The organism is Streptomyces sp. Y7, assembly GCF_043195415.1.
In the GTDB taxonomy this organism is placed as follows: domain Bacteria; phylum Actinomycetota; class Actinomycetes; order Streptomycetales; family Streptomycetaceae; genus Streptomyces.
Genome location: NZ_JBIDDQ010000005.1, coordinates 58,315 through 84,955, shown reverse-complemented (window position 1 = coordinate 84,955; position 26,641 = coordinate 58,315). Strand labels below are relative to the sequence as shown.

27 protein-coding genes are annotated in these 26,641 nt (G+C 69.7%); 12 read left to right on the top strand and 15 right to left on the bottom strand.

What is annotated here, in order from left to right; all coding sequences use genetic code 11:
• Positions 1 to 14: 14 nt before the first annotated feature.
• Positions 15 to 725 (bottom strand): phosphatase PAP2 family protein, encoded by a 711-nt coding sequence (locus ACGFW6_RS15965; RefSeq protein WP_393509070.1) that lies wholly within the window; start codon positions 723 to 725, stop codon positions 15 to 17.
• Positions 726 to 930: 205 nt separating this feature from the next.
• Positions 931 to 1,167, bottom strand: a complete 237-nt coding sequence (locus ACGFW6_RS15960) for a DUF6059 family protein (RefSeq protein ID WP_393509067.1) — start codon at positions 1,165 to 1,167, stop codon at positions 931 to 933.
• 104 nt (positions 1,168 to 1,271) lie between these two features.
• On the opposite strand from ACGFW6_RS15960, the gene ACGFW6_RS15955 reads away from it, so the two are divergent.
• A complete protein-coding gene (locus ACGFW6_RS15955; RefSeq protein ID WP_393509064.1) occupies positions 1,272 to 1,856 on the top strand; it encodes a winged helix-turn-helix domain-containing protein in 585 nt (194 codons plus the stop codon).
• Between the two features lie 122 nt (positions 1,857 to 1,978).
• Here the strand turns inward: ACGFW6_RS15955 and ACGFW6_RS15950 are convergent, their stop codons facing one another.
• From ACGFW6_RS15950 to ACGFW6_RS15935, 4 genes are all read right to left on the bottom strand, one after another.
• Complete coding sequence (locus ACGFW6_RS15950; RefSeq protein ID WP_393509062.1) at positions 1,979 to 2,242, bottom strand: acyl-CoA carboxylase subunit epsilon; 264 nt, start codon at positions 2,240 to 2,242, stop codon at positions 1,979 to 1,981.
• The gene (locus ACGFW6_RS15945) at positions 2,239 to 3,858 is read right to left on the bottom strand and encodes an acyl-CoA carboxylase subunit beta (protein WP_393509059.1); all 1,620 of its coding nucleotides are present in this window, start codon (positions 3,856 to 3,858) and stop codon (positions 2,239 to 2,241) included. Before ACGFW6_RS15945 ends, ACGFW6_RS15950 begins: the two co-directional genes overlap by 4 nt.
• Position 3,859: 1 nt before the next feature.
• The gene (gene metK, locus ACGFW6_RS15940) at positions 3,860 to 5,068 is read right to left on the bottom strand and encodes a methionine adenosyltransferase (RefSeq protein WP_393509056.1); all 1,209 of its coding nucleotides are present in this window, start codon (positions 5,066 to 5,068) and stop codon (positions 3,860 to 3,862) included.
• Between the two features lie 77 nt (positions 5,069 to 5,145).
• Complete coding sequence (locus ACGFW6_RS15935; RefSeq protein WP_393509054.1) at positions 5,146 to 5,562, bottom strand: ester cyclase; 417 nt, start codon at positions 5,560 to 5,562, stop codon at positions 5,146 to 5,148.
• 195 nt (positions 5,563 to 5,757) lie between these two features.
• Here ACGFW6_RS15935 and ACGFW6_RS15930 point away from each other — a divergent pair, with 195 nt between their 5' ends.
• The 7 genes from ACGFW6_RS15930 to ACGFW6_RS15900 all read left to right on the top strand — a co-directional run bounded on the left by ACGFW6_RS15930 (position 5,758) and on the right by ACGFW6_RS15900 (position 13,128).
• Positions 5,758 to 6,351, top strand: a complete 594-nt coding sequence (locus ACGFW6_RS15930) for a dTDP-4-dehydrorhamnose 3,5-epimerase family protein (protein WP_393509051.1) — start codon at positions 5,758 to 5,760, stop codon at positions 6,349 to 6,351.
• Between the two features lie 96 nt (positions 6,352 to 6,447).
• Positions 6,448 to 7,515, top strand: coding sequence for a glucose-1-phosphate thymidylyltransferase (locus ACGFW6_RS15925; RefSeq protein WP_393509048.1), 1,068 nt, complete (start codon positions 6,448 to 6,450; stop codon positions 7,513 to 7,515).
• Positions 7,512 to 8,492, top strand: coding sequence for a dTDP-glucose 4,6-dehydratase (gene rfbB / locus ACGFW6_RS15920; protein ID WP_393509045.1), 981 nt, complete (start codon positions 7,512 to 7,514; stop codon positions 8,490 to 8,492). Before ACGFW6_RS15925 ends, rfbB begins: the two co-directional genes overlap by 4 nt.
• Positions 8,489 to 9,421 carry an NAD-dependent epimerase/dehydratase family protein gene (locus tag ACGFW6_RS15915; RefSeq protein ID WP_393509042.1) on the top strand — a complete coding sequence of 311 codons (933 nt, stop codon included), beginning with the start codon at positions 8,489 to 8,491 and terminating at the stop codon, positions 9,419 to 9,421. Before rfbB ends, ACGFW6_RS15915 begins: the two co-directional genes overlap by 4 nt.
• 4 nt (positions 9,422 to 9,425) lie before the next feature.
• Positions 9,426 to 10,733 carry a lipopolysaccharide biosynthesis protein RfbH gene (rfbH, locus tag ACGFW6_RS15910; RefSeq protein ID WP_393509039.1) on the top strand — a complete coding sequence of 436 codons (1,308 nt, stop codon included), beginning with the start codon at positions 9,426 to 9,428 and terminating at the stop codon, positions 10,731 to 10,733.
• Positions 10,730 to 12,139 (top strand): NDP-hexose 2,3-dehydratase family protein, encoded by a 1,410-nt coding sequence (locus ACGFW6_RS15905; protein ID WP_393509036.1) that lies wholly within the window; start codon positions 10,730 to 10,732, stop codon positions 12,137 to 12,139. Before rfbH ends, ACGFW6_RS15905 begins: the two co-directional genes overlap by 4 nt.
• Complete coding sequence (locus tag ACGFW6_RS15900; protein WP_393509033.1) at positions 12,136 to 13,128, top strand: Gfo/Idh/MocA family protein; 993 nt, start codon at positions 12,136 to 12,138, stop codon at positions 13,126 to 13,128. The genes ACGFW6_RS15905 and ACGFW6_RS15900 overlap by 4 nt, the downstream gene beginning before the upstream one ends.
• Before the next feature lie 67 nt (positions 13,129 to 13,195).
• Here ACGFW6_RS15900 and ACGFW6_RS15895 read toward each other — a convergent pair whose 3' ends face one another.
• Genes ACGFW6_RS15895 through ACGFW6_RS15885 form a run of 3 tightly spaced genes read right to left on the bottom strand, consistent with a single transcriptional unit; the run spans position 13,196 to position 16,163 of the window.
• Positions 13,196 to 14,125, bottom strand: a complete 930-nt coding sequence (locus tag ACGFW6_RS15895) for an alcohol dehydrogenase catalytic domain-containing protein (RefSeq protein WP_393509030.1) — start codon at positions 14,123 to 14,125, stop codon at positions 13,196 to 13,198.
• Between the two features lie 44 nt (positions 14,126 to 14,169).
• On the bottom strand, positions 14,170 to 14,496 hold the full coding sequence (locus tag ACGFW6_RS15890; protein ID WP_393509027.1) for an antibiotic biosynthesis monooxygenase family protein: 327 nt from the start codon (positions 14,494 to 14,496) through the stop codon (positions 14,170 to 14,172).
• A 35-nt stretch (positions 14,497 to 14,531) separates the two neighbouring features.
• Entirely contained in the window at positions 14,532 to 16,163 is a 1,632-nt protein-coding gene (locus ACGFW6_RS15885; protein WP_393509024.1) for an FAD-dependent monooxygenase, read from the bottom strand.
• A 242-nt stretch (positions 16,164 to 16,405) separates the two neighbouring features.
• Between ACGFW6_RS15885 and ACGFW6_RS15880 the strand changes: the two genes are divergently transcribed.
• The 3 genes from ACGFW6_RS15880 (at position 16,406) to ACGFW6_RS15870 (ending at position 19,850) form a co-directional block, all read left to right on the top strand.
• Positions 16,406 to 17,170 carry an SDR family NAD(P)-dependent oxidoreductase gene (locus ACGFW6_RS15880; RefSeq protein ID WP_393509021.1) on the top strand — a complete coding sequence of 255 codons (765 nt, stop codon included), beginning with the start codon at positions 16,406 to 16,408 and terminating at the stop codon, positions 17,168 to 17,170.
• Positions 17,171 to 17,240: 70 nt separating this feature from the next.
• Positions 17,241 to 18,236: an Lrp/AsnC family transcriptional regulator gene (locus ACGFW6_RS15875; protein WP_393509019.1), complete on the top strand. Its 996-nt coding sequence runs from the start codon at positions 17,241 to 17,243 to the stop codon at positions 18,234 to 18,236.
• A gap of 135 nt (positions 18,237 to 18,371) precedes the next feature.
• The gene (locus ACGFW6_RS15870) at positions 18,372 to 19,850 is read left to right on the top strand and encodes an MFS transporter (RefSeq protein WP_393509016.1); all 1,479 of its coding nucleotides are present in this window, start codon (positions 18,372 to 18,374) and stop codon (positions 19,848 to 19,850) included.
• Between the two features lie 116 nt (positions 19,851 to 19,966).
• On the opposite strand, the gene ACGFW6_RS15865 is transcribed toward ACGFW6_RS15870, so the two are convergent.
• Complete coding sequence (locus ACGFW6_RS15865) at positions 19,967 to 20,386, bottom strand: ester cyclase (protein WP_393509014.1); 420 nt, start codon at positions 20,384 to 20,386, stop codon at positions 19,967 to 19,969.
• A 176-nt stretch (positions 20,387 to 20,562) separates the two neighbouring features.
• On the opposite strand from ACGFW6_RS15865, the gene ACGFW6_RS15860 reads away from it, so the two are divergent.
• Positions 20,563 to 21,846 carry an activator-dependent family glycosyltransferase gene (locus tag ACGFW6_RS15860; RefSeq protein WP_393509011.1) on the top strand — a complete coding sequence of 428 codons (1,284 nt, stop codon included), beginning with the start codon at positions 20,563 to 20,565 and terminating at the stop codon, positions 21,844 to 21,846.
• Between the two features lie 194 nt (positions 21,847 to 22,040).
• Here ACGFW6_RS15860 and ACGFW6_RS15855 read toward each other — a convergent pair whose 3' ends face one another.
• From ACGFW6_RS15855 to ACGFW6_RS15835, 5 genes are read right to left on the bottom strand one after another with little or no spacing between them, the layout of a single operon-like run.
• Entirely contained in the window at positions 22,041 to 23,051 is a 1,011-nt protein-coding gene (locus ACGFW6_RS15855) for a methyltransferase (protein ID WP_393509008.1), read from the bottom strand.
• Positions 23,038 to 23,805 carry a thioesterase II family protein gene (locus ACGFW6_RS15850; protein WP_393509006.1) on the bottom strand — a complete coding sequence of 256 codons (768 nt, stop codon included), beginning with the start codon at positions 23,803 to 23,805 and terminating at the stop codon, positions 23,038 to 23,040. Before ACGFW6_RS15850 ends, ACGFW6_RS15855 begins: the two co-directional genes overlap by 14 nt.
• Positions 23,795 to 24,142, bottom strand: a complete 348-nt coding sequence (locus tag ACGFW6_RS15845; RefSeq protein WP_393509003.1) for an antibiotic biosynthesis monooxygenase family protein — start codon at positions 24,140 to 24,142, stop codon at positions 23,795 to 23,797. Before ACGFW6_RS15845 ends, ACGFW6_RS15850 begins: the two co-directional genes overlap by 11 nt.
• A 15-nt stretch (positions 24,143 to 24,157) precedes the next feature.
• On the bottom strand, positions 24,158 to 25,378 hold the full coding sequence (locus ACGFW6_RS15840; RefSeq protein WP_393509000.1) for a ketosynthase chain-length factor: 1,221 nt from the start codon (positions 25,376 to 25,378) through the stop codon (positions 24,158 to 24,160).
• Entirely contained in the window at positions 25,375 to 26,640 is a 1,266-nt protein-coding gene (locus tag ACGFW6_RS15835) for a beta-ketoacyl-[acyl-carrier-protein] synthase family protein (RefSeq protein ID WP_393508997.1), read from the bottom strand. Before ACGFW6_RS15835 ends, ACGFW6_RS15840 begins: the two co-directional genes overlap by 4 nt.
• Position 26,641: the final 1 nt, after the last annotated feature.

The window sequence follows — 26,641 nt, the reverse complement described above, 5'->3', positions numbered from 1 at the left end:
CGCGTGACGTGATGTCAGCGAAGTTCCCGCCGACCGGAGTCGGCCGCTCGATCGGCCGATCGGTCGGCGATCCGGTCGGCCGTACGGTCGGCGATCCGGTCGACCACCCACGCGGTCGCCGGTACCACCGCCACCGCGGTGCACCAGCCGCCGAGGACGTCGGTCGGGTAGTGCGCGCCCAGGGCGACCTGCGCCCAGCCCATGGCGGCACCGGCGACGAGTGCGCAGGCCGGCACGAGTGACGCGCCGGCCGTCCTGCCGAGGCCGAGCCGGCCGGTCGCGAGCAGTGCCACCACGAGGGCGACCGCGGTGAGGAACGCGGTGTGCCCGCTCGGATACGACAGATTGCCGTCACCGTGAATGGTGCGCCCCACCACGGACTTGAGCAGCGTCGCCGTCCCCACGGCCACGGCGGCGCCGGCCACGACGAACACCGCCCCGCGAGGCCACCGAAGCAGCAGGCAGCCCGCGACGACGGCCATGACCAGGATCGCCGCTCCCACGGGCTCCCCCAGGAAGTCGACGGTCAGGGCGACACCCCGCCACGGCGGCCCCACACTGTCCGCCGTCGGCTCGACGAACCACCTGTCCACCCGCCCGGGTTCACTGTGGCCGGAATACACCACCCCGATCACCACGACCACCAACGCGGCAAGCCCCGCGACGGCCCCGAGCCATCGGACCGACGACGGAGGCAGCACCGCGTCCGCCACCCGGCCCCTCACTCGCCCACCGCATCCGGCCGAGTGGGGGCGGCTTGCCGTGCTCGGCGGAGGATGCTTCGGATCTTGACGCCCTGCGGCAGGGTGCGGCGCTTCATGACCACCATCCTGCCGAACCGGGGTGAGGAACCCTTGCTCACGGGTTCCGAAATCGCCACGACGGCCACCCGGCTTCGCCCGCCCCACCGCAGCGCCCACTCAGCGTCCTTCAGAGGAAGGGATCCCGCGTCCTGCGCAACTCGCGCGGCAGTTGCTTGCGGAGAGCGCGTTCGGCAGCGGTGAGGGGCACGTCCGCCCGGAGGCGCTCCGGGTGCCCCTCGGGCGGCCCTTGGTACATCACGGACCACCATTCCGCGGCGATCCACAAGCTTCCCGCACCGGCCAGCCGACCGAGGAGCCACCAGGCACATCGCACCAGCGCACTGCGCCCTTCGACAGGCGTCACGACGCACCTCCTGCACCGAGACATCTCTGCAGAGTTATCTCTGCCGAGGAAATTTTACCGAGGATACTTTGCAGAGAAGTCTCTGCGGTTGTACGGTGGGATGCATGGAGAACACAGAACCCAAGCCTTCGCCCCACGACCCCCGAGCCCTCATGGCCCTGGCGCATCCGTTGCGGATCCGGCTCATCACCGCGCTGCGGGAGAACGGACCCGCCACGGCGACGCAGCTCGCGGCCCATCTGGGCGAGACGAGCGGCACGACGAGCTACCACCTGCGTCAGCTCGCCGAGCACGGATTCATCAAGGAGAACGCCGAGCGCGGCACCGGCCGCGACCGCTTCTGGGAGGCGACCAACAAGGGCGTCCGGGCGGACAACATCGAGGACTTCGTGCACCACCCCGACCGCGCCGTCCGCGGTGCGCTCGGCCTGCACATCCACGAGGCCGCCCACAACCACGCCAAGGAGCTGTCGACCTGGCTCCACTCCATGAGCGACATGCCCGCGGAGTGGAACGGCAGCTGGGACATCAGCAACTTCACGCTGAAGCTCTCGCCCGAGGACGCGCGTGAGCTGGAAGGGGAGATCCACGACCTGATCGAGAGCTACCGCGAGAAGGAAGCGGACAAGCCCTCGGACGACCTCGCCCTGCGCTTGCACATTCACGCGTTCCCGCGCCCGGTGGAGTGACACCGCCCCGTTCACCGAGCGCCTGACCGGTGGGTCCCCAGCTGAAGGCAGCAGCTGGGGACCCACCTCCGGGCCATTGTCCCAGCAGGGGGACCGCCGAGCCCCTCCCGCCCCGGGACGACTCACCCCCGCCATGCACGCCACGTCGGGAACGGGATCGCGGTCCAGGAACGCGCGGCGCGGCGCAGCCGCCGTATGACCGACCTGGACGCCGCGTGCTCGACAGCCACCAGATCCCAGTACTCCCGCTCCTCCCGCTCCGCCTGTCGTTCCCGGCGCTGCGCCGCCAGGGCGTACAACACCACGGAAACGGCGGCGAGTTCCTCCGGAGTCGGCCGGCCCCGTACGATCCGCAGCATCCCGTCGTCGGGTCCCTCGACGCTCACTGCGGCTGGTTCCCGTGCTTGCGACTGGGCACCGGTGCGCTCTTGGAGCGCAGCACCGACAGCGCGTCGATCAGCCTGCGCCTGGTGTCCGCCGGGGCGATGACGTCGTCGACGAGCCCGCGCTCGGCCGCGTAATAGGGGTGCATCAGCTCCCGCTGGTACTCCTCGACGCGCGCCCGGCGGGCCTTGTCCGGGTCGTCGGCGGCCGCGATCTCCCGGCGGAAGATCACGTTCGCGGCGCCTTCGGCACCCATCACCGCGATCTCGTTGGTCGGCCAGGCCAACGCCAGGTCGGCGCCGATCGACCGCGAGTCCATCACGATGTACGCCCCGCCGTACGCCTTCCGGAGCACCACCGAGATCCTCGGCACCGTTGCGTTGCAGTAGGCGTAGAGAAGTTTCGCCCCGTGCCTGATCACACCACCGTGCTCCTGGTCCACCCCGGGCAGGAACCCGGGGACGTCCACGAGTGTGACCAGTGGAATGTTGAACGAGTCGCACATCTGGACGAATCGCGCCGCCTTCTCGGACGCGCCGATGTCGAGGACGCCGGCCGTGCTGGACGGCTGGTTGGCCACGATGCCGACGACCCTGCCGCCGAGTCGTGCCAGGCAGCACACGACGTTGGACGCCCACGCCTCATGCACCTCGAGGTGTTCACCGTGATCGACGATCTCCTCGATGACACGCCGCATGTCGTACGAGGAACTCGCATCCGCCGGTACGAGGTCCGCCAGGGCGTCGCACGGGCGATCCGGCGGATCGTCCGTCACTTGCTCGGGAGGCACGTCACGGTTGTTGGCGGGAAGGAAGGACAGCAGATAGCGCACCTCCTCCAGACACGACTCCTCGTCGTCGTGGACGAACGCGGCGACACCGGACATCGACGCGTGGACCTGTGCGCCACCGAGGCCCTCGTGAGTCACCTGCTCACCGGTGACCGCCTGGACGACGTCCGGTCCGGTGATGAACATCTGTGAGGTGCCGCGGACCATGAACACGAAGTCGGTCAACGCCGGGGAATAGGCAGCGCCGCCGGCGCACGGGCCGAGGATGACGCTGATCTGCGGGATCACGCCGGAGTTGCGGACGTTGCGCCGGAAGATGCCGCCGTATCCGGCGAGTGCCGTGACGCCCTCCTGGATGCGCGCTCCCGCGCCGTCGCACAGACCGACAACGGGGGCGCCGGCCGCTTCCGCCATGTCCAGAATCTTGTGGATCTTCTCGGCGTGCGCCTCGCCCAGCGCGCCGCCGAAGATGCGGAAGTCGTGGGCGTAGGCGAAGACCGGCCGCCCGTCGACCAGGCCCCAGCCGATCACCACGCCGTCGGTGTAGGGCCGCTTGTCCTCCAGGCCGAAGCCGGCGGCCCGGTGCCGTCGGAAGGGCTCCACCTCGGTGAACGTGCCGGGGTCGTAGAGCAGTTCGAGACGCTCCCGCGCGGTCAGCTTGCCCTTCGCGTGCTGTGCCTCGGTCGCCCGGGCACTGGGACCGTGCAATGCCTCGGCACGCCGCCGCGCCAGTTCGTCGACGAGGCCGCTCTGGGACCGCGCCGGCCCGGCCGCGCCCGGACCCGCCGATGCGGCCGTACTCGTCCGTACGCTGTCGGTGATCGCCATCTCAGTCCCCCGTGGCCCGGCGCAGGTCCTCGGCGCGGTCCGTGCGCTCCCAGGTGAAGTCGGGCAGCTCACGGCCGAAGTGTCCGTACGCCGCCGTCCGGGCGTAGATCGGGCGCAACAGATCCAGGTCACGGACGATGGCGGCCGGGCGCAGGTCGAAGACCTCACGGATCGCCCCCTCGATGGCGTCGTGCGCCACGGTGGCCGTGCCGAAGGTCTCGACGAACAGGCCGACCGGCTCGGCCTTTCCGATGGCGTACGCCACCTGCACCTCGCAGCGCGCGGCCAGGCCCGCGGCGACGACGTTCTTGGCGACCCAGCGCATCGCGTACGCCGCCGAACGGTCCACCTTCGAGGGATCCTTGCCGGAGAAGGCGCCGCCGCCGTGCCGGGCCATGCCCCCGTAGGTGTCAATGATGATCTTCCGGCCGGTCAGACCCGCGTCACCCATCGGACCGCCGATCTCGAAGCGCCCGGTCGGGTTGACGAGGAGGCGGTAGCCGTCGGCCTCGAGCTTGATGCCCGCTTCCTGTACCTCCCTGAGCACGTGCTCGACGACGTGTTCCCGCACATCCGGGACGAGCAGCGTCTCCAGGTCGATGTCGGCGGCGTGCTGGGAGGAGACCACCACCGTGTCCAGACGGACCGGCCTGCTCCCGAGGTACTCGATGGTCACCTGGGTCTTTCCGTCCGGCCGCAGATAGGGGACGGCGCCGGTTTTGCGCACTTCGGCCAGGCGGTGCGCGAGGCGATGGGCGAGGTGGACGGGCAGGGGCATCAGGTCCGGCGTCTCGTCACAGGCGTAGCCGAACATCAGCCCCTGGTCGCCCGCCCCTTGGCGGGACAGTTCGTCCATGCCGCCGTCGACACGCGCCTCGTACGCGCTGTCGACGCCTTGCGCGATGTCCGGCGACTGGGAACCGATCGACACCGACACGCCGCAGGAGGCACCGTCGAATCCCTTCGCCGACGAGTCGTAGCCGATGTCGAGGATCTTGTCCCGCGCCAGCTGGGCGATCGGCACGTAGGCAGTGGTGGTCACCTCGCCCGCGATGTGCACCTGACCGGTGGAGATGAGGGTCTCGACGGCGACCCGGGAAGCGGGGTCGTCGCGCAGAAGCGCATCGAGGATCGTGTCGCTGATCTGGTCAGCGATCTTGTCGGGATGGCCCTCGGTCACGGACTCCGAGGTGAACAGACGTCGGGACACGGGTACCTCCTGTGGCGGAGCTGGCTGGGGCGGGACGGCGACAGGGCCGACACGGGCCGGCCCCGCCCTCGTGCATGTCAGGCCCCGGTGATCTGGGCGTGCAGTCCCATGTGGTCGACCAGCGGCCAGACCTCACTGATCCGGCCGCTCTTGAGGCGGTAGAAGACATGGGCGCGCTGGGAGACGTTCCTGCCCGTCGGGGCATGGTCGCGGAAGGCGCCGGTGTGACGACCGGTGGTCACCCCTCGCACCGCGACCGAGTCGCCGTCGGCGACGATGCCCTCGACCTCGAAGTGCAGGTCACTGAAGGACTCGTGAAGCGACTGCCAGGTCGACTTGATCACCTCGGGACCCGTCCGGCCCGAGAAGAGAGCGTGGTGCATCACGGCATCGGGTGCCGTGATCTCGTCTGCGACATCGAACTCGGCCCGGTTCACCGCCTCCTCGTACAGGCGCAGAATGACGGCCTTGTTGGCCTCGGCTGTGCTCGTCATCGATTCACTCCGTGCTGGTGGACGTTGGGACATGCCACGGGTCGTGGGCGTCGAAGGCCATGTCACAGGTGTCCCGTACAGAAGCTCTGTAGAACGACTGAAGGAAGAACGGGGCGTCGTTGCCGCACTCGAAGCGGCCCCCTTAGCCTGTGGGCGTTTCTCAGATATCACACGGCCGTTCGAGAGGATCTCGATATGCACTGTGCGGAATTACCCATCCCAGGAGCTTTCTTGATCACTCCGAAGATCCTTCCCGACCCGCGCGGACAATTCTTCGAGTCACTGCGTACGGACGTGTTGGAGAAAACCCTGGGGCACCCCTTTGTGCCGCTCCAGGTGAATTACTCGACGTCACGTCGTAATACGCTGCGGGGAATTCACAGCGTCACTTCACCACCCGGTCAGGCGAAGTACGTGAGTTGTGTGCGCGGGGCCGTCCGGGACATCCTCGTCGACCTGCGGCCCGACTCGCCGGCGTTCGGCGGGCACGTGGTCAACGCCCTGGACGCCGGCTCCGGGCGGGCGGTCTACATACCGGAGGGCGTCGGGCACGGATTCCTGACGCTGGCGGACGACACCTGCGTCTGTTACCTGCTGTCCAGTGTGTACGTGCCCGGCACACAGATCGACATCGATCCCCTGGACCCCGATCTCTCCCTGCCCTGGGGTTACGACGAACAGCCCCTGCTGTCGGAGAAGGATGCGGCCGCCCCGAGCCTGAAGGCCGCGCTCGACTCCGGGGTCCTCTCCGGGCGGTGGTCCGGAACAGCTGCGCGAACGCGTCGGTGAACTGCGTCGACAGCGACGTACGAGCACTTCTTCAGAGCCGTCGTCGATGGTCCAGGTCATCACACCGGGTAGCAGTCCACCTGAGGGGATGCCTCCATGAAGGCTCTGGTGCTGTCGGGCGGTTCCGGTACCCGCCTGCGACCGTTCAGTCATTCCATGCCCAAGCAGCTCATACCCGTGGCCAACAAGCCCGTGCTCGAACACGTCCTGGCGAACATCCGTGATCTGGGCGTCATCGACGTCGGCGTCATCGTCGGCGACCGGGCCGCGGACATCAGCGAGGCGGTCGGCGACGGTACGCGGTCGGGTGTGCGTATCACCTATCTGCGGCAGGAGCGCCCGCTCGGCCTCGCCCACTGCGTCCGGCTCGCGCGCGACTTCCTCGGCGACGAGGATTTCGTGATGTATCTGGGCGACAACATGCTTCCGGCCGGCATCAACGAGGTCGCCGAGGATTTCGCGGAACGCCGTCCCGCCGCTCACGTCGTCGTGCACAAGGTCGCCGATCCCAGCGCATTCGGAGTCGTCGAACTCGATGCCGCCGGCCGCGTGGAACGCCTGGTGGAAAAACCCAGGAACCCGCGCAGCGATCTGGCTCTCATAGGGGTCTACTTCTTCACTTCGGCCATTCACGAAGCGGTTGCCGCGATTGCTCCGAGTCCGCGCGGCGAGTTGGAGATCACCGATGCGATCCAGTGGCTGGTCGCCCGGGGTACGCCGGTCGAGGCCACGCAGTACGGGGCCTATTGGAAGGACGTGGGCCGGGTGGAGGACGTCCTGGAGTGCAACCGGGTCCTGCTCGAGGGCCTGGAGAGCCGGATATCCGGTGCGGTCGACGACGCCAGCGTGCTCAAAGGGCCCGTCGTCATCGAAGCCGGTGCCCGCGTCACCCGGTCCCTGATCGAGGGACCGACGATCATCGGGCCGTCGACGGTGGTGGAGGACAGCACCGTGGGCCCGTACACCAGCCTCGGCGGTCACTGCGTCCTGCGCGACACCCGGCTCGACACCTCGGTCGCGCTGGACGGTGCGGTGATCGCCGGGGTGCGAGGGCTGAGCTGCTCACTCATCGGCCGGGGCGCCAGAGTCACCCCCGCCACCCGGGGACTGACGGAGCATCGGCTCATCGTCGGCGATCACTGCCGGATCGAGGTGGCGGGATGAGGCTGCTCGTCACCGGCGGGGCGGGATTCATCGGCTCCTGCTATGTCCGCGCCGTGCTCGACGGCGACCTGCCCGACAGCGCGGACATCGACGTCACCGTGCTGGACAAGCTCACCTACGCCGGCCACCGCGACAGCCTCCCGGCCCGGCATCCGCGGCTTCGGTTCGTACAGGGAGACATATGCGACCTGCCGCTGCTGCTGGATGTGCTGCCCGGGCACGACGCGGTGCTGCACTTCGCCGCCGAGTCCCATGTCGACCGGTCCATCGAGGCTTCCGCCGCCTTCGTGCGCACCAACGTGGGCGGAACGCAGAGCCTGCTGGAGGCGTGCCGACGCACGGGCGTCGAGCGGGTCGTCCACGTCTCCACCGACGAGGTCTACGGCTCGATCGCCGACGGGTCGTGGACCGAGGAATGGCCGCTGCAGCCGAACACGCCGTACGCCGCCTCCAAGGCGGCCTCCGACCTGGTGGCGCGCTCCTACGGCAGGACGCACGGGCTCGACATCTCGATCACCCGCTGCTCCAACAACTACGGCCCGTACCAGCACCCCGAGAAGCTGATCCCGCTGTTCATCACCCATCTGCTGGAGGGCATCCCCGTCCCGCTGTACGGCAACGGGCTCAACGTCCGGGAGTGGCTGCACGTCGACGACCACTGCCGGGCCCTGCACCTGGTGCTGACCCGTGGCCGGGCCGGCGAGGTGTACAACGTCGGCGGCGGGAACGAGCAGACCAACATCGACATCACCCACCGTCTGCTCGAACTCTGCGGCGCGGAACCGTCGATGGTCCGCTTCGTACCTGACCGCAAGGGCCACGACCTGCGCTACTCCATCGACGAGAGCAAGATCCGCACGGAGCTGGGCTACGCCCCGCGCGTCGACTTCGACGAAGGCCTGGCCGAGGTCGTCGCCTGGTACCGCGACCACCCCGACTGGTGGAAGAGCTCCAAGTACCCGGAGAACAGGGCGTGACCGCCGTGGTCCTCGGAGCCTCAGGTTTCCTGGGCCGGCACATCTGCGCGGCCTTCCGGACGGCCGGTTGGCAGGTTCTTGGCGTCGCACGCTCCGGGCCGGAACCCGTCGATCTCCTGCGCACCGCGCCACAGGCCCTCACGGCCCTCTTCGACGGAGCAGACGTGGTCGTCAACGCGGCGGGCCGCGCCTGGCGGGCCGACGCGCAGGAGATGACGCTGGGAAACGTGCGCCTGGTGCGGACCGTGCTCGACGCCCTGCACCCGTTGCGCCGCCGGCCCCGGCTCGTCCAGCTGGGCAGCGTGCACGAGTACGGCGCCGGGGTGCCCGGCACGGCGACGGCGGAGAGCCGTCCCGCGCTTCCCGTCACGCCGTACGGCCGTACGAAGCTGGAGGCCACCCAGGCGGTGCTGAACGCCGCGGAGCGCCGGCAGGTGGACGGGACCGTCCTGCGCGTGGCCAACGTGTGCGGGGCGGGCGCCCCCGCGGGCAGCCTCTTCGGGCTGCTCGCCTCGACGGTGGCGGACGCCGGACGCAGGCGCGCCGCGGGCCTGTCGCCGCCCGCGCTGCGGGTGTCACCACTGCGTGCCCACCGGGACGTGGTCGACGTACGGGACGTCGCGGACGCGGTCGTCGCGGCCGCCGCTCCGTCGGCCGCCGTGTCCGGACACGTGATCAACGTCGGCGGTGGCCGTGCCGTGCACATGCGGCAGCTGGTGGACCGGGCCGTCGCCCTGGCCGGCGCCCCCCTGTCCGTGCTCGAGGCACCGGACGACGACCGGACCACGGGAACCGACTGGCAGCTGCTGGACATCACGCTCGCGCACCGCCTCCTTCACTGGCGCCCCAGCCGGGCTCTGGACGACATGCTCGGCCACCTGCTGTCCGGGCCGGACTCGCACCTCATGGACACACCTTGGAGAGGATGAACAGGTGAGCGATCACAAGGACCTCGTTCTGGACGGGGTGCGCAAGTACCACCAGGAGCGGACGAGCGGCACCGGCGGATTCGTCCCGGGCGTCACCGAGATCTGGCCCTCGGGTGCAGTCCTGGAGGAGTCGGACCGGGTCGCGCTGGTCGAGGCCGCGCTGCACATGAACATCGCCGCCGGCCCGATCGCACGCACATTCGAGTCGACCTTCGCGCGCAGGCTGAAGCGGCGCAAGGCCCATCTGACGAACTCGGGTTCGTCGGCCAACCTCCTGGCGGTGTCGGCCCTGACCTCTCCCCGCCTCGAGGACCGCCGGCTACGGCCCGGCGACGAGGTGATCACCGTCGCCGCGGGCTTCCCCACCACCGTCAACCCGATTCTGCAGAACGGGCTGGTGCCGGTGTTCGTCGATGTCGAGCTGGGCACCTACAACACCACTGCGGAGCGGGTCGCCCAGGCCATCGGCCCCCGGACCCGTGCCGTTGTCCTCGCCCACGCCCTCGGCAACCCCTTCCAGGTCGCCGAGATCGCGCAACTGTGCGCCGAACACGACCTGTTCCTCATCGAGGACAACTGCGACGCGGTCGGCTCGCTCTACGACGGCCGGCTCACCGGCACGTTCGGCGAGATGACGACCGTCAGCTTCTACCCCGCGCATCACCTGACCATGGGCGAGGGCGGCTGCGTGCTGACCTCGGACCTGGTTCTGGCGCGCATCGTGGAGTCGATGCGCGACTGGGGGCGGGACTGCTGGTGCGAACCGGGCGAGAACGACCGCTGCCTGAAGAGGTTCCGGTACCAGATGGGCAGCCTGCCGGCCGGCTACGACCACAAGTACATCTTCTCGCACGTCGGTTACAACCTGAAGGCCACCGACCTCCAGGCCGCCCTCGGGCTCAGCCAGCTCAGCAGGCTGGACGAGTTCATCGCGGCACGCAAGCGGAACTGGTCGCGCCTGCGTGAAGGGCTCGACGGCGTCCCCGGCCTGCTGCTGCCGCACGCCACCGAACGGTCCGATCCGAGCTGGTTCGGCTTCGCCCTGACGGTCACCGACGAGGCCCCCTACAGCCGGGCCGGGCTCGTCGACTTCCTCGAGTCACGGAAGATCGGCACCAGGCGGCTGTTCGCCGGCAACCTCACCCGCCACCCCGCCTACATCGACCAGCCGCACCGCGTCGTCGGCGATCTCACCAACAGCGACATCGTCACGGACCGTACCTTCTGGATCGGCGTCTACCCGGGCCTCAGCGACGAGATGATCGACTACATGGTCGCGTCGATCGTGGAGTTCACGGAGGGAGGGGCATGACCTCCACCCTGCTCACGGTACCCAGCCGTCATCACGACGTCGTGGCCGAGCGCGTGGGCCGTTCGGCCTCATCCGCGCAGGGCGCCCTCATGGCGACCCCGCGCTTCGACGCGTGGCTGGCACAGCGCCATGCCGCCAACGAGTTCCGGGTGGACCGCGTTCCCTTCGCGGCGCTCGACGGGTGGTCGTTCGCATCCGGTACGGACAACCTCGTCCACCACACCGGGCGGTTCTTCTCCGTGGAGGGTTTGGACGTCACCGTGTCGGCGGATACGCACGGCGTCCCCGGTGACGTGGCCCCTTCATGGCAGCAACCCATCATCAGGCAGCCCGAGATCGGAATCCTGGGCATCCTGGTGAAGGACTTCGACGGAGTCCTGCACTGCCTCATGCAGGCCAAGATGGAGCCGGGCAACCCCAACCTGCTCCAGCTCTCCCCCACCGTGCAGGCCACGCGCAGCAACTACACCAAGGTCCACCGCGGCGCGGACGTGCCGTACCTGGAGCACTTCGTCAGGCCGGACCGCGGCCGGGTGATCGCCGACGTACTGCAGTCCGAGCACGGTTCCTGGTTCTTCCGGAAGTCGAACCGCAACATGATCGTCGAAGCCACCGGCGACGTACCGCTGCGCGACGACTTCTGCTGGCTCACGCTGGGTCAGATCGGGGAACTGCTGCGCCGCGACAACATCGTGAACATGGACTCGCGGACCGTCCTGTCGTGTCTTCCGCTTCCCGACGACTACGGCCGTGCCCGGCTCACGGACACGGAGCTGCTGTCATGGATCACCGGTGAGCGCTCCCACTACTCGGTGCACGCGCGACTCAAACCCCTCATGACGCTGGACGGCTGGCGGCGGGGCGAGGAGTGCGTCGAGCACGAGGACGGACGGTATTTCAAGGTCGTGGGCGTGTCCGTCTCGGCCGGCAACCGCGAGGTGAAGAGCTGGACCCAGCCCTTGATCGAGCCGGTGGGCCAGGGCATCGCGGCCTGGGTGACCCGCAGTTTCGCCGGAGTACCGCACGTCCTGGTGCGGGCACGGGTCGAGGGAGGCTTCCTCGACACCATCGAACTGGGCCCGACCGTTCAGTGCACCGTGGGCAATTACGCCCATCTGCCGTCCGAAAACCGCCCTGCGTTCCTGGACCAGGTACTCCGAGCGGACCCCGCCCGCATCCGCTACGAGGCGGTGCACTCCGAGGAAGGCGGCAGGTTCCTCCACGCGGAGAGCCGATATCTGGTGATCGAAGCGGATGAGGAGCAGGCCCCCACCGAGGCGCCGCAGGGCTTTGCCTGGGTGACGCCCGGGCAGCTGCGTTCGCTGGTACGGCACGGTCACTACGTCAATGTGCAGGCGCGCACCCTGCTGGCCTGTCTGAACACGGCTGCGGCAGCCCTCTCATGAGCAGTGGCGCTCTGCGTATCGGTGTCCTCGGCTGCGCGGACATCGCGGTACGCCGCATGCTGCCGGCCTTCGCGGCCTCGCCGCAGGTCGAACTCGTCGCCGTCGCCAGCCGTGACGAGCTCAAGGCACGACGGACGGCGGACCGGTTCGGCTGCGGGGCCGTGCACGGCTACCGGGAGTTGCTGGAGCTCGACGACGTGGAGGCGGTCTATGTACCGCTGCCGGCCGCGCTGCACGCTCCCTGGGTGGAGGCGGCGCTGCGCAGCGATCGTCACGTACTCGCCGAGAAGCCCCTCACCACGGAGCTGACCGGCACACGGGCTCTGGTCGCCCTCGCCCGCGAACGTGGGCTCGCCCTGATGGAGAACGTGATGTTCGTCCACCACCACCAGCACGCGGCGGTGCGCCGGCTGGTCACGGAGGGCGCCATCGGCGAACTGCGTTTCTTCCACGCCTCCTTCGCGGTGCCCGCGCGTGCCGCCGACGACATTCGTCACGACCCCGCTCTCGGGGGCGGCGCCCTCTGGGACACGGGCGTCTACCCTCTGCGGGCCGCTCAGTACTTCCTCGGTCCCGACCTGGACGTCGTGGGCTGCCGGCTGGTCACCGGTTCCGATCGCACGGTCGACACCTCGGGAGCGGTCCTCCTGGCCGCTCCCGGGGGCGTGAGCGCCCAGCTCACATTCGGGCTGGAGCACGCCTACCGCAACACCTACGAGCTGTGGGGCAGCCGTGGACACATCACGGTGGACCGGGCCTTCACTCCCCCGGCGGACCGTCCCCCGGACATCGTCCTGCACCGCGGCACGACGGCCGAGGACATCCGGCTGGGCCCGGACGACCAGGTGGCCAACACCGTCGCGGCCTTCGTGCGGGCGGTCAGGACCGGCTCGGGTCCGGACGAAGCCTCCCTCGGCCAGGCCGCCTTGCTGGAGCGCGTCCGCCGGTGTGGCCGACCCGTCGTCGACGCCGAACGCACGCGGGCCTGACGGCACTTCAGCACACACGCCGTGGCCCCGGGCACTGCGCGGGGCCACGGCGTTCGGCGTACGGCGCTCAGGGGGTCAGCACCACGCCGCCCCGCGTCCCGCCCTTGGCGAGCGTGACATGGGCCTCCCCGGCGTTCTCGAAGGAGAAGGTCTCGGGCGTACGCAGAGTCAGCTCACCCTTCTCCACGAGGGCGACGAGTTCGGCCAGTTGGCGGCCGATGCCGCGAGCCAGCACCACCGCGGTGCGGATGTCCCGCTCGCCCGGGGGCGGGAACGGCGGCGTCACCCCCGTGTAGGCGCCGCCGTCCCGGACCGCGCCCAGCGCGGGAGCCCCGATCGCCGCCGCGTCCAGCAGGCCGTCGACTCCGTCAGGGGCCGCCGCGCGCACGGCCGCCGCCACGTCCTCGGAGCGCTCGACGAATGTCGCTCCCCGCGCGGCGACGAAGGGCTCGTCGTCGCGCCCGGCCAGGCCGATGACCTTGAGCCCGCGCAGCCGGGCCAGCTCCAGGGCGAAGCCGCCGACGCCGCCCGCGGCACCGGTCACCGCCAGGGTCTGGCCGGCGGTGAGGGCCAGCAGGTCCAGCCCCTGGAGGGCGGTCAGCGCGTTCAACGGGAGTGTCGCCGTGGCGGCCGCGTCGGTCTCGGCCGGCGCGGGAGCGAGTACGTCGGCGGGCAGGGCCACGTACTCGGTCTGCGTACCCCGCTTGGTGTCGGGCCAGTTGGACATGCCCACGACCCGCTGGCCGACGGAGAAGCCGGTCACGTCCGCGGCCACCGCGTCCACCACGCCGACGACGTCGGCGCCCAGGACGTACCGCGGACCGGCCGGCAGCATCGGGCCGAGGAAGCCGGATCGCGCGACGATGTCCAGCGGGTGGACGGCCGCGGCCAGGACACGGACGCGTACCTCGCCGTCCGCGAGCTCCGGCAGGGGAAGGTCGGCCACCGTCAGGGCCTCCGGGCCCCCGAAGGACGTGATGGTCACTGCTCGCATCATGACTCCTTGTGTGTGTGCGTGAGGGAGGGTGCGGGAGCGCGCGCTCATGACTGCTCGTGGGTGAAGGCGACCCAGCAGGGGACGGCGTCGACGGAGGTGACGAGCCGTCCCACCGAGGAGAAGTGGCCCTGTGCGTCGGGGCGGGCCCGCATCGCCTGGAAGGCCTCCCTCGACTCCCACTGGACGTAGGCGATCACTCGGTTGCCGTCATGGCTCTTGTGCACGCTCGTGGCCACGAACCCCGGCTGCCGGTCCAGCAGAGGCATGCCCTCGAGCAGCACCTCGACCAGCTCGTCCTGGTTCTCGCGGATGGTGTGGAAGATGTTGACGGTCGTGAAGTACTGCTCCTGCGCGATGCCGGCGCTGGTCATGTGAGCTCCTCACAAGAAAAAGGGGGCGACAGAGGTCACGCGGTGCGGCCCGTGACCGTCGCGAGGACGTCACCGAAGCTCCCGACGGACTGGGTGTCCTCGGCACGCCAGGCGACGAACCCGTCGGGTCGCACGAGCAGCGCGCCGCGAGGGCCGATACCGCTCGCCTTGCGGAACTCGTCGTGCGCATCGCGCACGTCGCTGTCCGGGCCGAGCCGGTGCACACGCAGCGGCACGCCGAGCCGGTCGGCGACGGTCCGCCCGTGCCGGGCCCAGTCGTCGGCCTCGTCGCCTGTGAAGAGCAGGAAGGCCTCACCGGTCAGGTCGATGGGAGAGACCTGCTCGCCCTGCGCGTTCGTCAGCCAGGCATGCGGTACGCGCATGCCGGGCTGTCCGTCGATGACGAGTTCGTGGCCGAGCGGGTCGTCGAAGTCGGTGCCGGGGATGACCGGGGAGGTGTAGCGGTAGGCAGTGGTGACGATGGTCTGGTCGCGCTCGTCGCGCTCGTCGGCGTCCTGCGGGTTGCTCCAGCGCATGTGCCGCATCCAGGCCTGGTCGATGGTCGCCCGGCCGACGGGACGGCGTTCGGCCTCGTAGGAGTCGAGCAGTTCCTCGCCGGCCCAGCCGTGCAGGACGCCGGCCAGCTTCCACGCCAGGTTGTGGGCGTCCTGGACACCGCAGTTGGCGCCGAATCCCCCGGTCGGCGGCAGCACGTGCGCCGAGTCGCCGACCAGGAACACCCGGCCCGCGCGATAGGTGTCGGCGATGCCGTGGCCGATCCACCAGCCCTTGGTCTCGAGGATGTTCACCTCGAGGCCGGGCACGCCGGTCGCCTTGCGGACCAGTTCCACGGACTGCTCGGCACTGATCTTCGAGGCGTCGAGGACACGCGGGTCGCCGAAGATGCCGTAGATCCACCGCTCGTCGTCGACCTTGAAGAGCATGCCGGGGGCTTCACGGTTCTGCAGGTAGAGGATCATGAAGCGCCGGCCGTCGAGGATCGAGTCGATGTCGGCGGTGAACAGGATGTTGAGCACATGGCCCAGCGCGCCGTGGCCGTCGCGCCCGATGCCCAGTTCCTTGCGCAGCGGACTGTGCGCCCCGTCCGCGGCGATCAGGTAGCGCGCCCGGACCGTGCGGGTCCGGCCCGTCGTCAGGTCGCGCACCTGCGCGGTGACGCCTTCCTCGTCCTGGACGAAGGAGGTGAGTTCGGTGCTGAACGAGACCTGCGCGCCGAGCCGGAGCGCCTCCTGCAGCATCACCGGCTCGACCTTGTCCTGGCCGCACCAGACCGCCTCCGAGGGGCCGATGTCGTGGAAGTCGTTCTCCCCCTCGGCCATGACCACCACGTCGCCCTCGACGATATGGGCGAGGGACTGGGCGCGCAGAATGGCCCGCGGCAGATGATGCGGCGGCAGGTCCTGGTCCGCCCAGTGCTTTCCGAGTACGAACTTCTCCGCCACGTCCAGTACGCCCTGCTCGATGCCGAGCGTGCGGAAGAGTTCCATGGTGCGCGGGCTGACATGGGTGGAGCGCAGCATCTGGGAGACGCCCGAATTGCGCTCGACCACGAGACAGTCGATTCCCTGCCGGCGGAGAAAAAGGGCGGAGGCGAGGCCGGACATGCCACCGCCGACCACCAGAACCGGAACCTGAACGTCTGGCATGATTGTCTTCCTATCCGGTGCCACTCGACGACACTTCTCCAAAAAGCTGCCGAAAGAATGCCGCCGCGCTCTCCACGGGATCTGAAGAGTCGATGAACCGGCACGTCACGGCGGCACTCGGCGATGCGCTTCCGGTGAATTCCGTGGTTGCGCCGTCCGTTGTTTCAGCGGCATTTCAGCGGCCGTTGAGACGACCCGGCGACGGTGGGGCGACTGTGCCAACCCACCTACAGGAGCTCGGTATGGGCAAACTCACCGGCAGGACGGCCCTGGTGACCGGGGCGTCCCGGGGCATCGGACGCGCCATCGCCGAACGGCTCGCCGCCGACGGCGCGCTGGTCGCCGTGCACTACGCCACGGACGAGGCCGAGGCCAAGGACACCCTGACGGCAATCGAAGCGGCCGGCGGGAAGGGATTTCCCGTTCCGTCGGAGTTCGGCACCGAGGGCGACGTCGACCGGCTCTTCGACGGTCTGCGACAGGGGCTGTCCGGCCGGCCGTTGGACATCCTGGTCAACAACGCGGCCGTGGGACACACCGGTTCGCTCGAGAGCGCGACGCCGCAGGACTACGACCGGGTCTTCGCCGTCAACCTGCGGACGCCGTTCTTTCTCACCCAGCGGGTGCTGCCCTTGCTGAGCGACGGCGGACGCATCATCAACATCAGCTCGTCGGTGACCCGGATCGCCGTCTCCCACGAACTGGTCTACGGCATGACCAAGGCAGCGCTGGATGTCATGGCACGCACGCTGGCGCACGCTCTCGGCGGCCGCGGGATCACGGTGAACTCCGTGGCGGTCGGTGTCACCGACACGGACATGATCGCTCTGCTGCGCCAGTACCCCGAGGCCGTCGCCGCGGTCGAGTCCGCCACGGCGCTCGGCCGTATCGGGCAGCCTGCCGACATCGGCGACGTCATCGCCTTCCTCGCGTCCGACGACGCGCGCTGGGTCACCGGGCATGTCCTGGACGCCACCGGGGGCATGTGCCTCGGCCTGGGCATCTGACCATCGCCCGGCGAGCCTGCGCAGGAGTCCACCTCTTTGACGGATCCCTGCGCAGGCATAGCATCAACGGATGAATTCCACCACGTTCGACAAGGTCGACCGCGACCTGGTGCACGCCCTTCAGATCGACGGGCGCGCCCAGTTCAACAAGATCGCCGAAGTCCTCGGCGTCTCCGACAGCACGATCGCCCGCCGCTACCACCGCCTGTACTCAGCCGGCCTGCTGAGGGTGGTGGCCTCGGTGAACCTCTCCCGGCTCGGTTACGTGCCGTGGACCATCCGCCTGCAGTGCACGCCCGACGCTGCCGCCGGCATCGCCACCGCGCTCGCCCGCCGCACCGACACCTTCTGGGTGCATCTGCTGTCCGGCGGTACCGAGATCTCCTGCAGCACCCAGGCGCGCTCCGGCGGCGACGGCGGCTCACTTCTGCTGCACAAGCTGTCCCGCACGACCCGCGTGGTGTCGGTCAGCGCACATTCGATGCTCCAGGGCTTCGCGAGCCCCGCGCGCTGGTCCGGCCTCGCCTCCCTCACCGACGAACAGGCCGAGGCGCTGCGCCTGGAGCCGCCCACGGCGGACGACGGCCCGACGGATCTCTCCCAGGAGGACCACGCCCTCATGGAGGTCCTCTCCCGCAACGGCCGGGCCGGCTTCGGTGAACTGGCCGACGCCACGGGTTGGTCCGAGTCGACAGTCCGGCGCCGCATGGATCATCTGCGGCGCACCGGCATCCTGCGCTACGAGGTCGACCTGCCGATGTCCGCCCTGGGCTACCACGCCGAGGCCCGGCTGTGGATGTCGGTGCGCCCGTCCGAGCTGGTCGCGACCGCCGGCGCGCTGGCGGAACACCCGGAGGTCTCCTTCGCGGCGGTCACCACCGGCCCCACCAACCTGATGGCCTCCGTCATCTGCCGGGACCACTCCGACCTCTACCGCTACCTGACCGAACGCGTCGCCTCACTGGAAGGTGTCCACAACGTGGAGACGGCGACCGTGGACCGCACGGTCAAGCGTGCGGGCTCGACCCTGCCGAGCGAGGCCTTCCGCGAGTCAACTCTCCTCTGAACCTGATCCACTCAGCGATTTCCGCCTTCGATCACCTACTCCATGCAGATATTCGTCAGGATCGCCCCTCTGACTAGGTCCACATCGCATCCCAGCCTCACTCTATGAGTGTTCCCGAACAAGAAAGGACATCCGATGCGCAAGTGGTTGCCTCTTGTGGCGGTGTGCCTGGGGTCGTTCATGCTCATCGTGGACACCACCGTGGTGACCGTCGCGCTGCCCGAGATCGGCACGGGCCTGGACGCCTCACTGTCGAGCCTGCAGTGGGTGATGAACATCTACACGCTGGTGCTGGCCGCGCTCACGCTCAGCGCCGGATCCGTCGGTGACCTGCTGGGCCGCCGGAAGGTGTACCTGTTGTCCCTGGCGGTGTTCGCCGGAGCCTCGCTGCTGTGCGCGGTCGCCCCCGACCCGGAAGTACTGATCGCCGCCCGAGGCCTTCAGGGCATCGGCGGGGCCGCCATGTTCGTGACCAGCATGGCGCTGCTCGGCACGACGTACGAGGGCAAGGAACGCGGCGTCGCCATGGGCGTGTGGTCGTCCGTCATCGGCGTTGCCGCCGCCGTCGGACCGATCTTCGGCGGTCTGCTCACCGAGAGCATGAGCTGGCGGGCCATCTTCTACGTCAACATCCCCATCAGCCTGGTGACGATGCTGCTGACCAGGGTCTGCTTCACCGAATCCCGGCAACCCGACAACGCCCGCATCGACTTCCCCGGCATCATCACCTTCGCCCTGGCCTCCGGTGCCCTGACCTACGGCCTGATCCGGGCCGGCGAGGACAGCTGGACCTCGGGCTTCACCCTCGGCCTGTTCGCCCTCGCGCTGCTGGGCGCGGTGCTCTTCGTCGTCGCGGAGCTGCGCCACCCCAGCCCCATGCTGGATCTGTCGCTGATGCGCAACGCCTCGTTCCTCGCCATCATGCTCAGCACCATCGCGTCCGCCTGGGGCTTCTCCAGCCTGGTGTTCACCTCGCTGTGGTTGCAGTCGGTCGTCGGGCTCACCCCGATCAAGGCCGGTCTGGCGCTGCTGCCGCTCGCCGCGGCGACGTTCGTCGCCTCGACGCTCACCGGCAAGCGTCTGCACGATGTGTCCCCACGGGTGACCATCACCGCCGCGCTCGTCCTGATCGGCGTCGGCTGCGGGATCAACGGCCTTGTGATCGACGGCGACTCGTCCTGGGTCGCCGCCCTGCCCGGACTGCTGGTCATCGGTGCGGGTGTCGGTGTGGGCATGCCGGCCACCGGGTCCGCCGTCTTCGCCTCGGTTCCCCCGCAGCGGGCCGGCATGGGCTCGGGTGCCATGGCCACCTTCCGCCAGCTGGGGCAGGCACTGGGCATCGCCGTCCTCGGGCTGGTCTTCGCCAACGTGATCCGCAACGACCTGGACGGCAGGGTCGCCGACGCCGCCTCCGCCGAGAACGCGCTGACCAGCGGCCGGCACACCACCCTCGATGTGCTGCACGACGCCGGTGCCCACGGTCTGACGACCGTGTACCTGGCCTCCGCCGGGCTGGCCCTGGTGGCGGCGCTGGCGACGGCCGCCTTCATCCGCAAGCGCCCCCAGGCGGCGCCCCAGGCGCCCGCCGCCAAGGAACCCGCCGAGGCGCACTGACCGCGCCCTCCGACTCCGTGCGCGGGTGTTCGTCCCCCGTCGCCCTGCGCACGGACGAGCCGCCGACCCCCAGTGGGTCGGCGGCTCGCTTTCGTGGCAGGACCGTCCTGCCGGCGTCAGCCGGTCTTCAACTGCTGGAGCAGACCCGCGCGATCGACCATGGGCCAGATGTCCGTCACCTTCCCGTCGCCGCTCAGCCGGTAGAAGACGTGCGCCCGCTCCGAGACACGCAGCCCGGTGGGTGCGGTCCCCGCGAAGGTCCCGGTGTGCGTACCGGTCGTGGTGCCGCGCACGGCGACGATGTCACCGTCGACGAGGACGGACTCGGCCTCGAAGTGCAGGTCGCTGAAGGCCTCGTGCAGCGCACGCCAGGTCGCCTTGAGCACCTCGGGGCCCCTCTGGTCGTGGTAGGGCGCATGGTGCATGACCGCGTCCTCAGCCACGAGTTCGTCGGTGACCTTCTCGAAGTTCCCCAGGTTCAGCCCCTCGTCGTACAGCCGAAGGATGACGCCCCTGTTCTCGTCCGCGCTCGCCATGAAGTATCTCCGATTCCAGAAGTCCGACAAGGATGAGAAATCCTCACCACGCCCGGTACAGAATCCCTGAAGAGATACTGAAGAAAGGCATTCGCATTTCTTGGCGCCTTGAATCGGCTGGGATATCCCCGCAAAAATGATGTGTTCGCCCCGGGACCAAGAATTGGAGAGCCTTGATGCGAGTCCTCTTCGCGATCATGCCGTCACCCACACATTTGCATCCCTTCGTGCCCCTGGCCTGGGCGCTGCAGGGCGCGGGACACGACGTCTGCGTGGCCAGCTACCCGGACATGGTCGACACCATCACGGAAGCCGGTCTGACGGCCGTCGGTCTGGGTGACCCGGTGGACCTCTCCGCCGCGGTCGACGACTGCGCCGCGGACAAGAGGCTCGACCCGATCATCGACCCGCTGGCCGACCCGGCAGAGCCCGGACTGTGGAAGGTGATCCGCAACATCCTGATGTCACCGTTCTGGATGCACTTCCCCGCCGGGGCGCCGGGACCCGACGAACGCCCCTTCACCGACGCGCTCGTCGGGTTCGCCCGCTCCTGGGAGCCCGATCTGGTGCTGTGGGACCCCATGTGCTTCCCCGGCGCCATCGCGGCGCGGGCGTGCGGTGCCGCGCACGCCCGCCTGCTGTGGGCGCCGGACTACTTCGCGTGGACACGGAGCAAGTACCGTACGTGGCTCGCCGGTTCTCCGGGAGAGTCTCGTGAGGACCTGATGGCGGCCATGACGGTCCCGACCCTGGAGCGGTTCGGTCTCTCCTTCGACGAGGAACTCCTGGTCGGCCAGTGGAGTGTCGACCCCATGCCGGCGGAGATGCGCCTGCCGGTGGACCTGGAGTACGTGCCGGTCCGCCGTGTCCCGTACACCGGCGCCCAGGCCGTGCCCGAGTGGCTGCACGAACGGCCGCTCAGGCCCCGGGTCTGCCTGACCCTCGGCGTGAGTCAGCGCAAGTTCTTCGGCAAGGACAGCAGACTGCCGATGGCAGAACTCTTCGACGCCGTGGCCGACATGGACATCGAGCTGGTGGCCACGCTCAACGCCGACCAGCTGGCGTCGGTGGAGCGGGTACCCGACAACGTCCGCACGGTCGACTACGTGCCGCTGAACCAGCTGCTGCCGTCCTGCGCGGCCATCATGCATCACGGCAGCGGCGGCACCTTCGCGGCCGCTGTGGCGCACCGTACGCCACAGCTCATCGCCTCCCGCCCGTCGGGCCAGAGCATGGACATCGCGCGCCATGTCGAGCAGCGCGGCGCGGGTCTGATCGCCGCGGACATCGAGAGTGAGGCCTTCTCCGCGACCGAGGCACGGGCGCAGTTGGAGCGCATCCTGCGGGACCCGTCCTTCCAGGCCGGGGCCGATGCCCTGCACGACGAGGTCGCACGGATGCCGAGCCCCAACGATGTCGTTCCGATCCTGGAGAAGCTCACGGCCCGGCACCGCGCCTGACGCCGTGCACCGCACCCTGTGCCGGTCCCCGCGGAGGGGGCCGGCACAGAGTGCTGTACGGGCGGCGGCACGGCCGTCAGGACGCGCACCGCCGCCCGACATCCCCGTCCTCCGCCTCACGGGAACGAGGAGCGGCCCGGGCTCCCGTGAGGTACGGGAGTCCGGGCCGCGGGCCGTGGCGTGCTGTACCGGGGTTACTTCTTGCGGGCCACGATGAGTCGCTCGGTCGCCGTCAGGTCCTCCACCGAAATGTCGGTGAAGCCCGCCGCCTCGAGCCAGATGCGGCTCTCGGCCGCCGTGTACTCCGAACCGCCGCTGCGTACGAGCCGCATGTTCAGGCTCATCAGCAGCGATCGGGCCGGGCCGCGGCGGTCGTCGTCGAGGAGCTCCTCGTAGATGAGCAGGGCGCCCCCGGGTCGTACCGCGTCGTAAGCGCGCTTGACGAGCAGGGCCCGGGTCTCGCCGTCCCAGTCGTGCAGGACGTGGCCGAAGATGAGGACATCGGCCTCGGGCAGCGGGTCGGTGCGGAAGTCGCCGCCCTGGAAGTCAGCCTTGTCGGCGACGCCGAGTCTGGCGACGTGCTCCTCGAACAGCGGCTTGACGGCCGGTACGTCGAAGGTGGTGCCGCGCAGGTGGGGGTGGGCCTTGACGAGGTGAGCGGTGAGATTGCCGCGCGCGCCGCCGAGGTCGGCGAACGTCCGGTGCGCGGACCAGTCGTAGCGGCGGACGAGTGCCTCGGTCACCGGTGCGGAGACGCTGTCCATGGCGTGCATGAAGCCGCGGACCTGGTCGAGGTCCTTGTACCAGTCCCCGAAGTCGTCCTGGCCCTCCTGCCGGTCGCCGCTGCGCAACAGCCCGGTCAGTCGGCCCCAGGCCGGGTAGAGGGCATAGCTCATGAAGGTGAAGAACCCACCGACGTAGGAGTCCTTGCCCTGGTCCAGGTACCGGCCGGCGGCGGCGGAGTTGGTGTACCGGCCGTCCTCGCGGTCGAGCAGTCCCAGGGCGACGAGCGCGTCCAGGAAGTCGGCGGCGGCGCTGGGGTGCAGGCCGAGGGACTTCTCGATCTCCTCCCGCGTCGCCGCTCCCTCGGCCAGGTGAGTGAACAGGCCGAGTTCCACCGCGCTGAACAGCGTGCGCGCCCGCCAGAACCCACTGGCGACATCCATCACCGACTGAAGCTCGGCATCGGCATCAACGGACCCCATGGAGGTCTCCTCTCTCGGCAGCAATCGTCTGCAGAATCGATGACGTGACGGCGTCGGCCCGCTCCGTGTGGAACAGGTGACCGCCGGCGATCGTGTGCAACTCGAAGCGTTGCGAGGTGCATTCGGCCCAGCGGGCCATGTCCTCGGGCCGGACCAGGGGGTCCTGGTCACCGGCCAGGGCGAGGATCGGTACCGGCAGCGGATCGCGGGGAGCGGCCTGCCGGCTCGCGAGCCAGGCCACGTCGGAACCGAGGACCTTGGTGATGCGCCGGCCCAGACCGGGGTGTTCGAGCACCTGCGCCGGAATTCCGCCCAGGGCGACGACCTCGTCGAGCAGTGCCTCCTCGCTCAGGCTCGCCCAGCGCCGGGCCCAGCCCGGGTCGGTGTGCGGGGCCGGGCTCGCCCCGACGTACAGCCGCTCGGGGGGAGGCGCTCCGCGGCGCACCAGTTCGGCTGCCACTTCCCAGGCCAGGACCCCGCCCATGCTGTGGCCGTACAGAAGGTACGGCCGGTCCAGGTGCTCCGCGACGGCCTGGGCCACGTCTGCCACGTCGAAGCGCGGATCCTCGGCGAGCCGGCTCTCGCGGCCAGGGAGCTGGACCGGCTGGGTCCACAGGGGCTCGGGGAGCAGGCGCCGCCACGACAGGTAGTGCGTACCGCCCCCGCCCGCGTTGGGCAGGCAGTACAGGACGGTGTCGGCATGCCGGGGTGGGGCGCCGCCCAGGAACCACTTCGCCCCCGCGTCAGCGGGCATGGTCCGGCCCGGCGGACGGTGACCTGTGCACGTGGACGACCTCGCAGAAGATCGGGACGATGTCGTCCGTGATGGCACGGCAGGCCTTGAAGTGGTCCTGGACGCTCGGGTGGGCCCGCATCGCGTCGAACTCGTCCTTGCTGAGCCACTGCGCGTAGTTGATGACGCGGGTGCCGTCATAGCTCTTGTGGACGTTGGCCGACACGAAGCCGGGGAACTTCTCGATGATGTCGGTGGCCTCGATGACGGCGTCGTAGATGCGGTCCTGGTCCTCGGGTGTCACCGTGAAGACGTTGATCAAGGTGTAGTAGTCGTTCTCTCGGGCGATGGTTGCCATCGGGTGATGTCTCCTTCAGACGGCGCGTACAACGAGTGCCGAGTTGAAGCCGCCATGGCCCCTGGCCACGACGAGGGCCGTGCGGACCGGCAGTTCGCGGGGCCCGTCCACCACGGCGTCGAGCTCGTAGGCGTCCGGGATGTCCTGGATGTGCGCGGCCGCCGGTACGACGGAGTCACGCATGCTCAGCAGGGCCGCCACCACATCGAGGGGGGCTCCGCCGGCGTAGAGGCGGCCTGTCATCGTCTTGGGCACCGCCACGGGTACACCGCGCGGTCCGAACACGTCACGGATCGCCGCGGCCTCGGCAGCGTCCTGGTCGGGCACCCCGCTCGCGTCGGCGAAGACGACGTCGACGTCCGCGGGCCGCAGGCCGGCGTCCGCCAGTGCGCCGTGGATCGCCCTGGCCAGGGCCGGAGGACGGCCGGATCCGGGGCGGGGATCGAAGGTGGCCGCGTAGCCGGCGATCTCCCCGTACACGACGGGTGCGCCGCGTCCGCGGGCCGCCTCGAGCTCCTCCAGGACCAGGACGCCTCCGCCCTCGCCCGGTACGTAACCGCAGGCGTCGGCGTCGAAGGGGAGGTACGCGCGCTGCGGGTCCTGGCGGGTGCTGAGCAGTCCGACCGGGATCTGCGCGGTCAGGCCCCACGGGGACAGCGGCGCGTCCAGCCCGCCGGTGAGCGCCACGGTGAGGTCGCCGCCGCGCAGCCGGCGCCGCGCGCTCGCCAGCGCGTCAAGGCCGCCCGCCTGCTCGCTGACCACCACCGAGCCGGCGCCCCGGGCTCCGTGCCTGATGGAGAGTTGACCGGTGTTGACGGCGTAGAACCAGGCGAAGGACTGATAGGCGCTCACCCGCTGAGGGCCCTCGCTCCACAGCTTCTGCAGCTCACGCTGCCCGAATTCGAAGCCGCCGCACCCGGCCGCGGTGATCACTCCCGCGTCGAAGGGGCCCAGTTCGGCCAGGTCGACACCCGCGTCCTCGATCGCCCACTGGGCCGCCGCGAGGGCGAACTGGGTGGTCCGGTCGGTCTGCGGGACCAGCCGTCCGGGCACGTGCTCGGACGGGGTGAACTCGGGAACCTCACCGGCCACCCGGACGGGATACGGGCTCGCGTCGAAGCGGGAGATGGCACGCACCCCGCTGCGGGTGGCGAGTGTCGCCTTCCAGTGGTCGTCCGTGCCCAGTCCGTTCGGTGCCACCACGCCGAGTCCGGTGACGACGATGCGCGCTGTCATTTCCGACCGTCCTTCACCCGTCGCAGAATCGCGGCGCTCTGGAAGCCGCCGAACCCGCTGCCGACCGTGAGCACGGTGTCGACGGGCAACTCCCGGGCGACGAGCGGGACATAGTCCAGGTCGCACTCCGGGTCCGGCTCCCGGAGGTTGGCCGTCGGCGGAACGACGCCGTGCTCGATCGCCAGCGCACAGGCCGCGATCTCGATGGATCCCACGGAGCCGAGGGCGTGGCCGATCATCGACTTGATGGAACTGACCGGCGTGTCATAGGCGGCGGCACCTAGAGCGTCCTTGAACGCGGCGGTCTCGTGTAGGTCGTTCTGCCGGGTGCCGGAGCCGTGGGCATTGATGTACTGGAACCCGTCGCGCGCCACCTCCGCCTGGGCCATCGCGACGCGGATGGCCTCGGCCATCTCGGCCCCGTCCGGGCGCAGCCCTGTCATGTGGTAGGCGTTGCACCGGGTGGCGAACCCGGCGAGCTCGGCGTAGATGTGCGCGCCACGCCGGCGGGCGTGCTCCTCGCTCTCCAGGACGAAGACGGCGGCACCCTCACCGAGGGCGAATCCGTTGCGGGTCCGGTCGAAGGGCCGGCACGCGCCGGCCGGGTCGTGGTTGTCCGGAGAGGTGGCCCGCAGGGCGTCGAAGCACGCGTAGGTGATCGGCGACAGCGGTGCGTCGGTGGCACCGGTGATCACGACGTCCGCCGATCCCTCCCGGATCACGTCCAGGGCGTAACCGACCGCGTCCAGGCCCGAGGTGCACCCGGTGGAGACGACGGTCGAAGGTCCTTCGGCTCCGGCTGCCCAGGCCACTTCGCGGGCGAGTGAGGAGGGGATGAAGTTGTCGAAGAGGGTGTCGGCGGCAAGGGTGTGGTCCACCAGCCACTCCCGGCCGTGCCGGCTCACCTTGGCGTACTCGCGTTCCAGCCCCATCGTCAGACCGACCGCCGTCCCGACGCTGACGCCGATGCGCGCCGGGTCCAGAGCGTCGAGTTCGATGCCGCTGTCGGCGACCGCCTCGTCGAGGCCGACCAGCGCGAACTGCACCATCCGGTCGAGGTTTTCGGCCTGCTGCGCGGTCAGTCCCGCCTCGATCGGATCGAAGTCCACCTCGCCGGCGATCTGCGAGCGGTAGCCCGTCGCGTCGAAGAGGGACACCGGGCGGGTCGCCGGCCGGCCGGAGGTGATCTGCTCCCAGAAGGGCTTGGTTCCCACTCCGCCCGGAGCGACGACGCCCATGCCCGTGATGACGGCTCGTGGCATG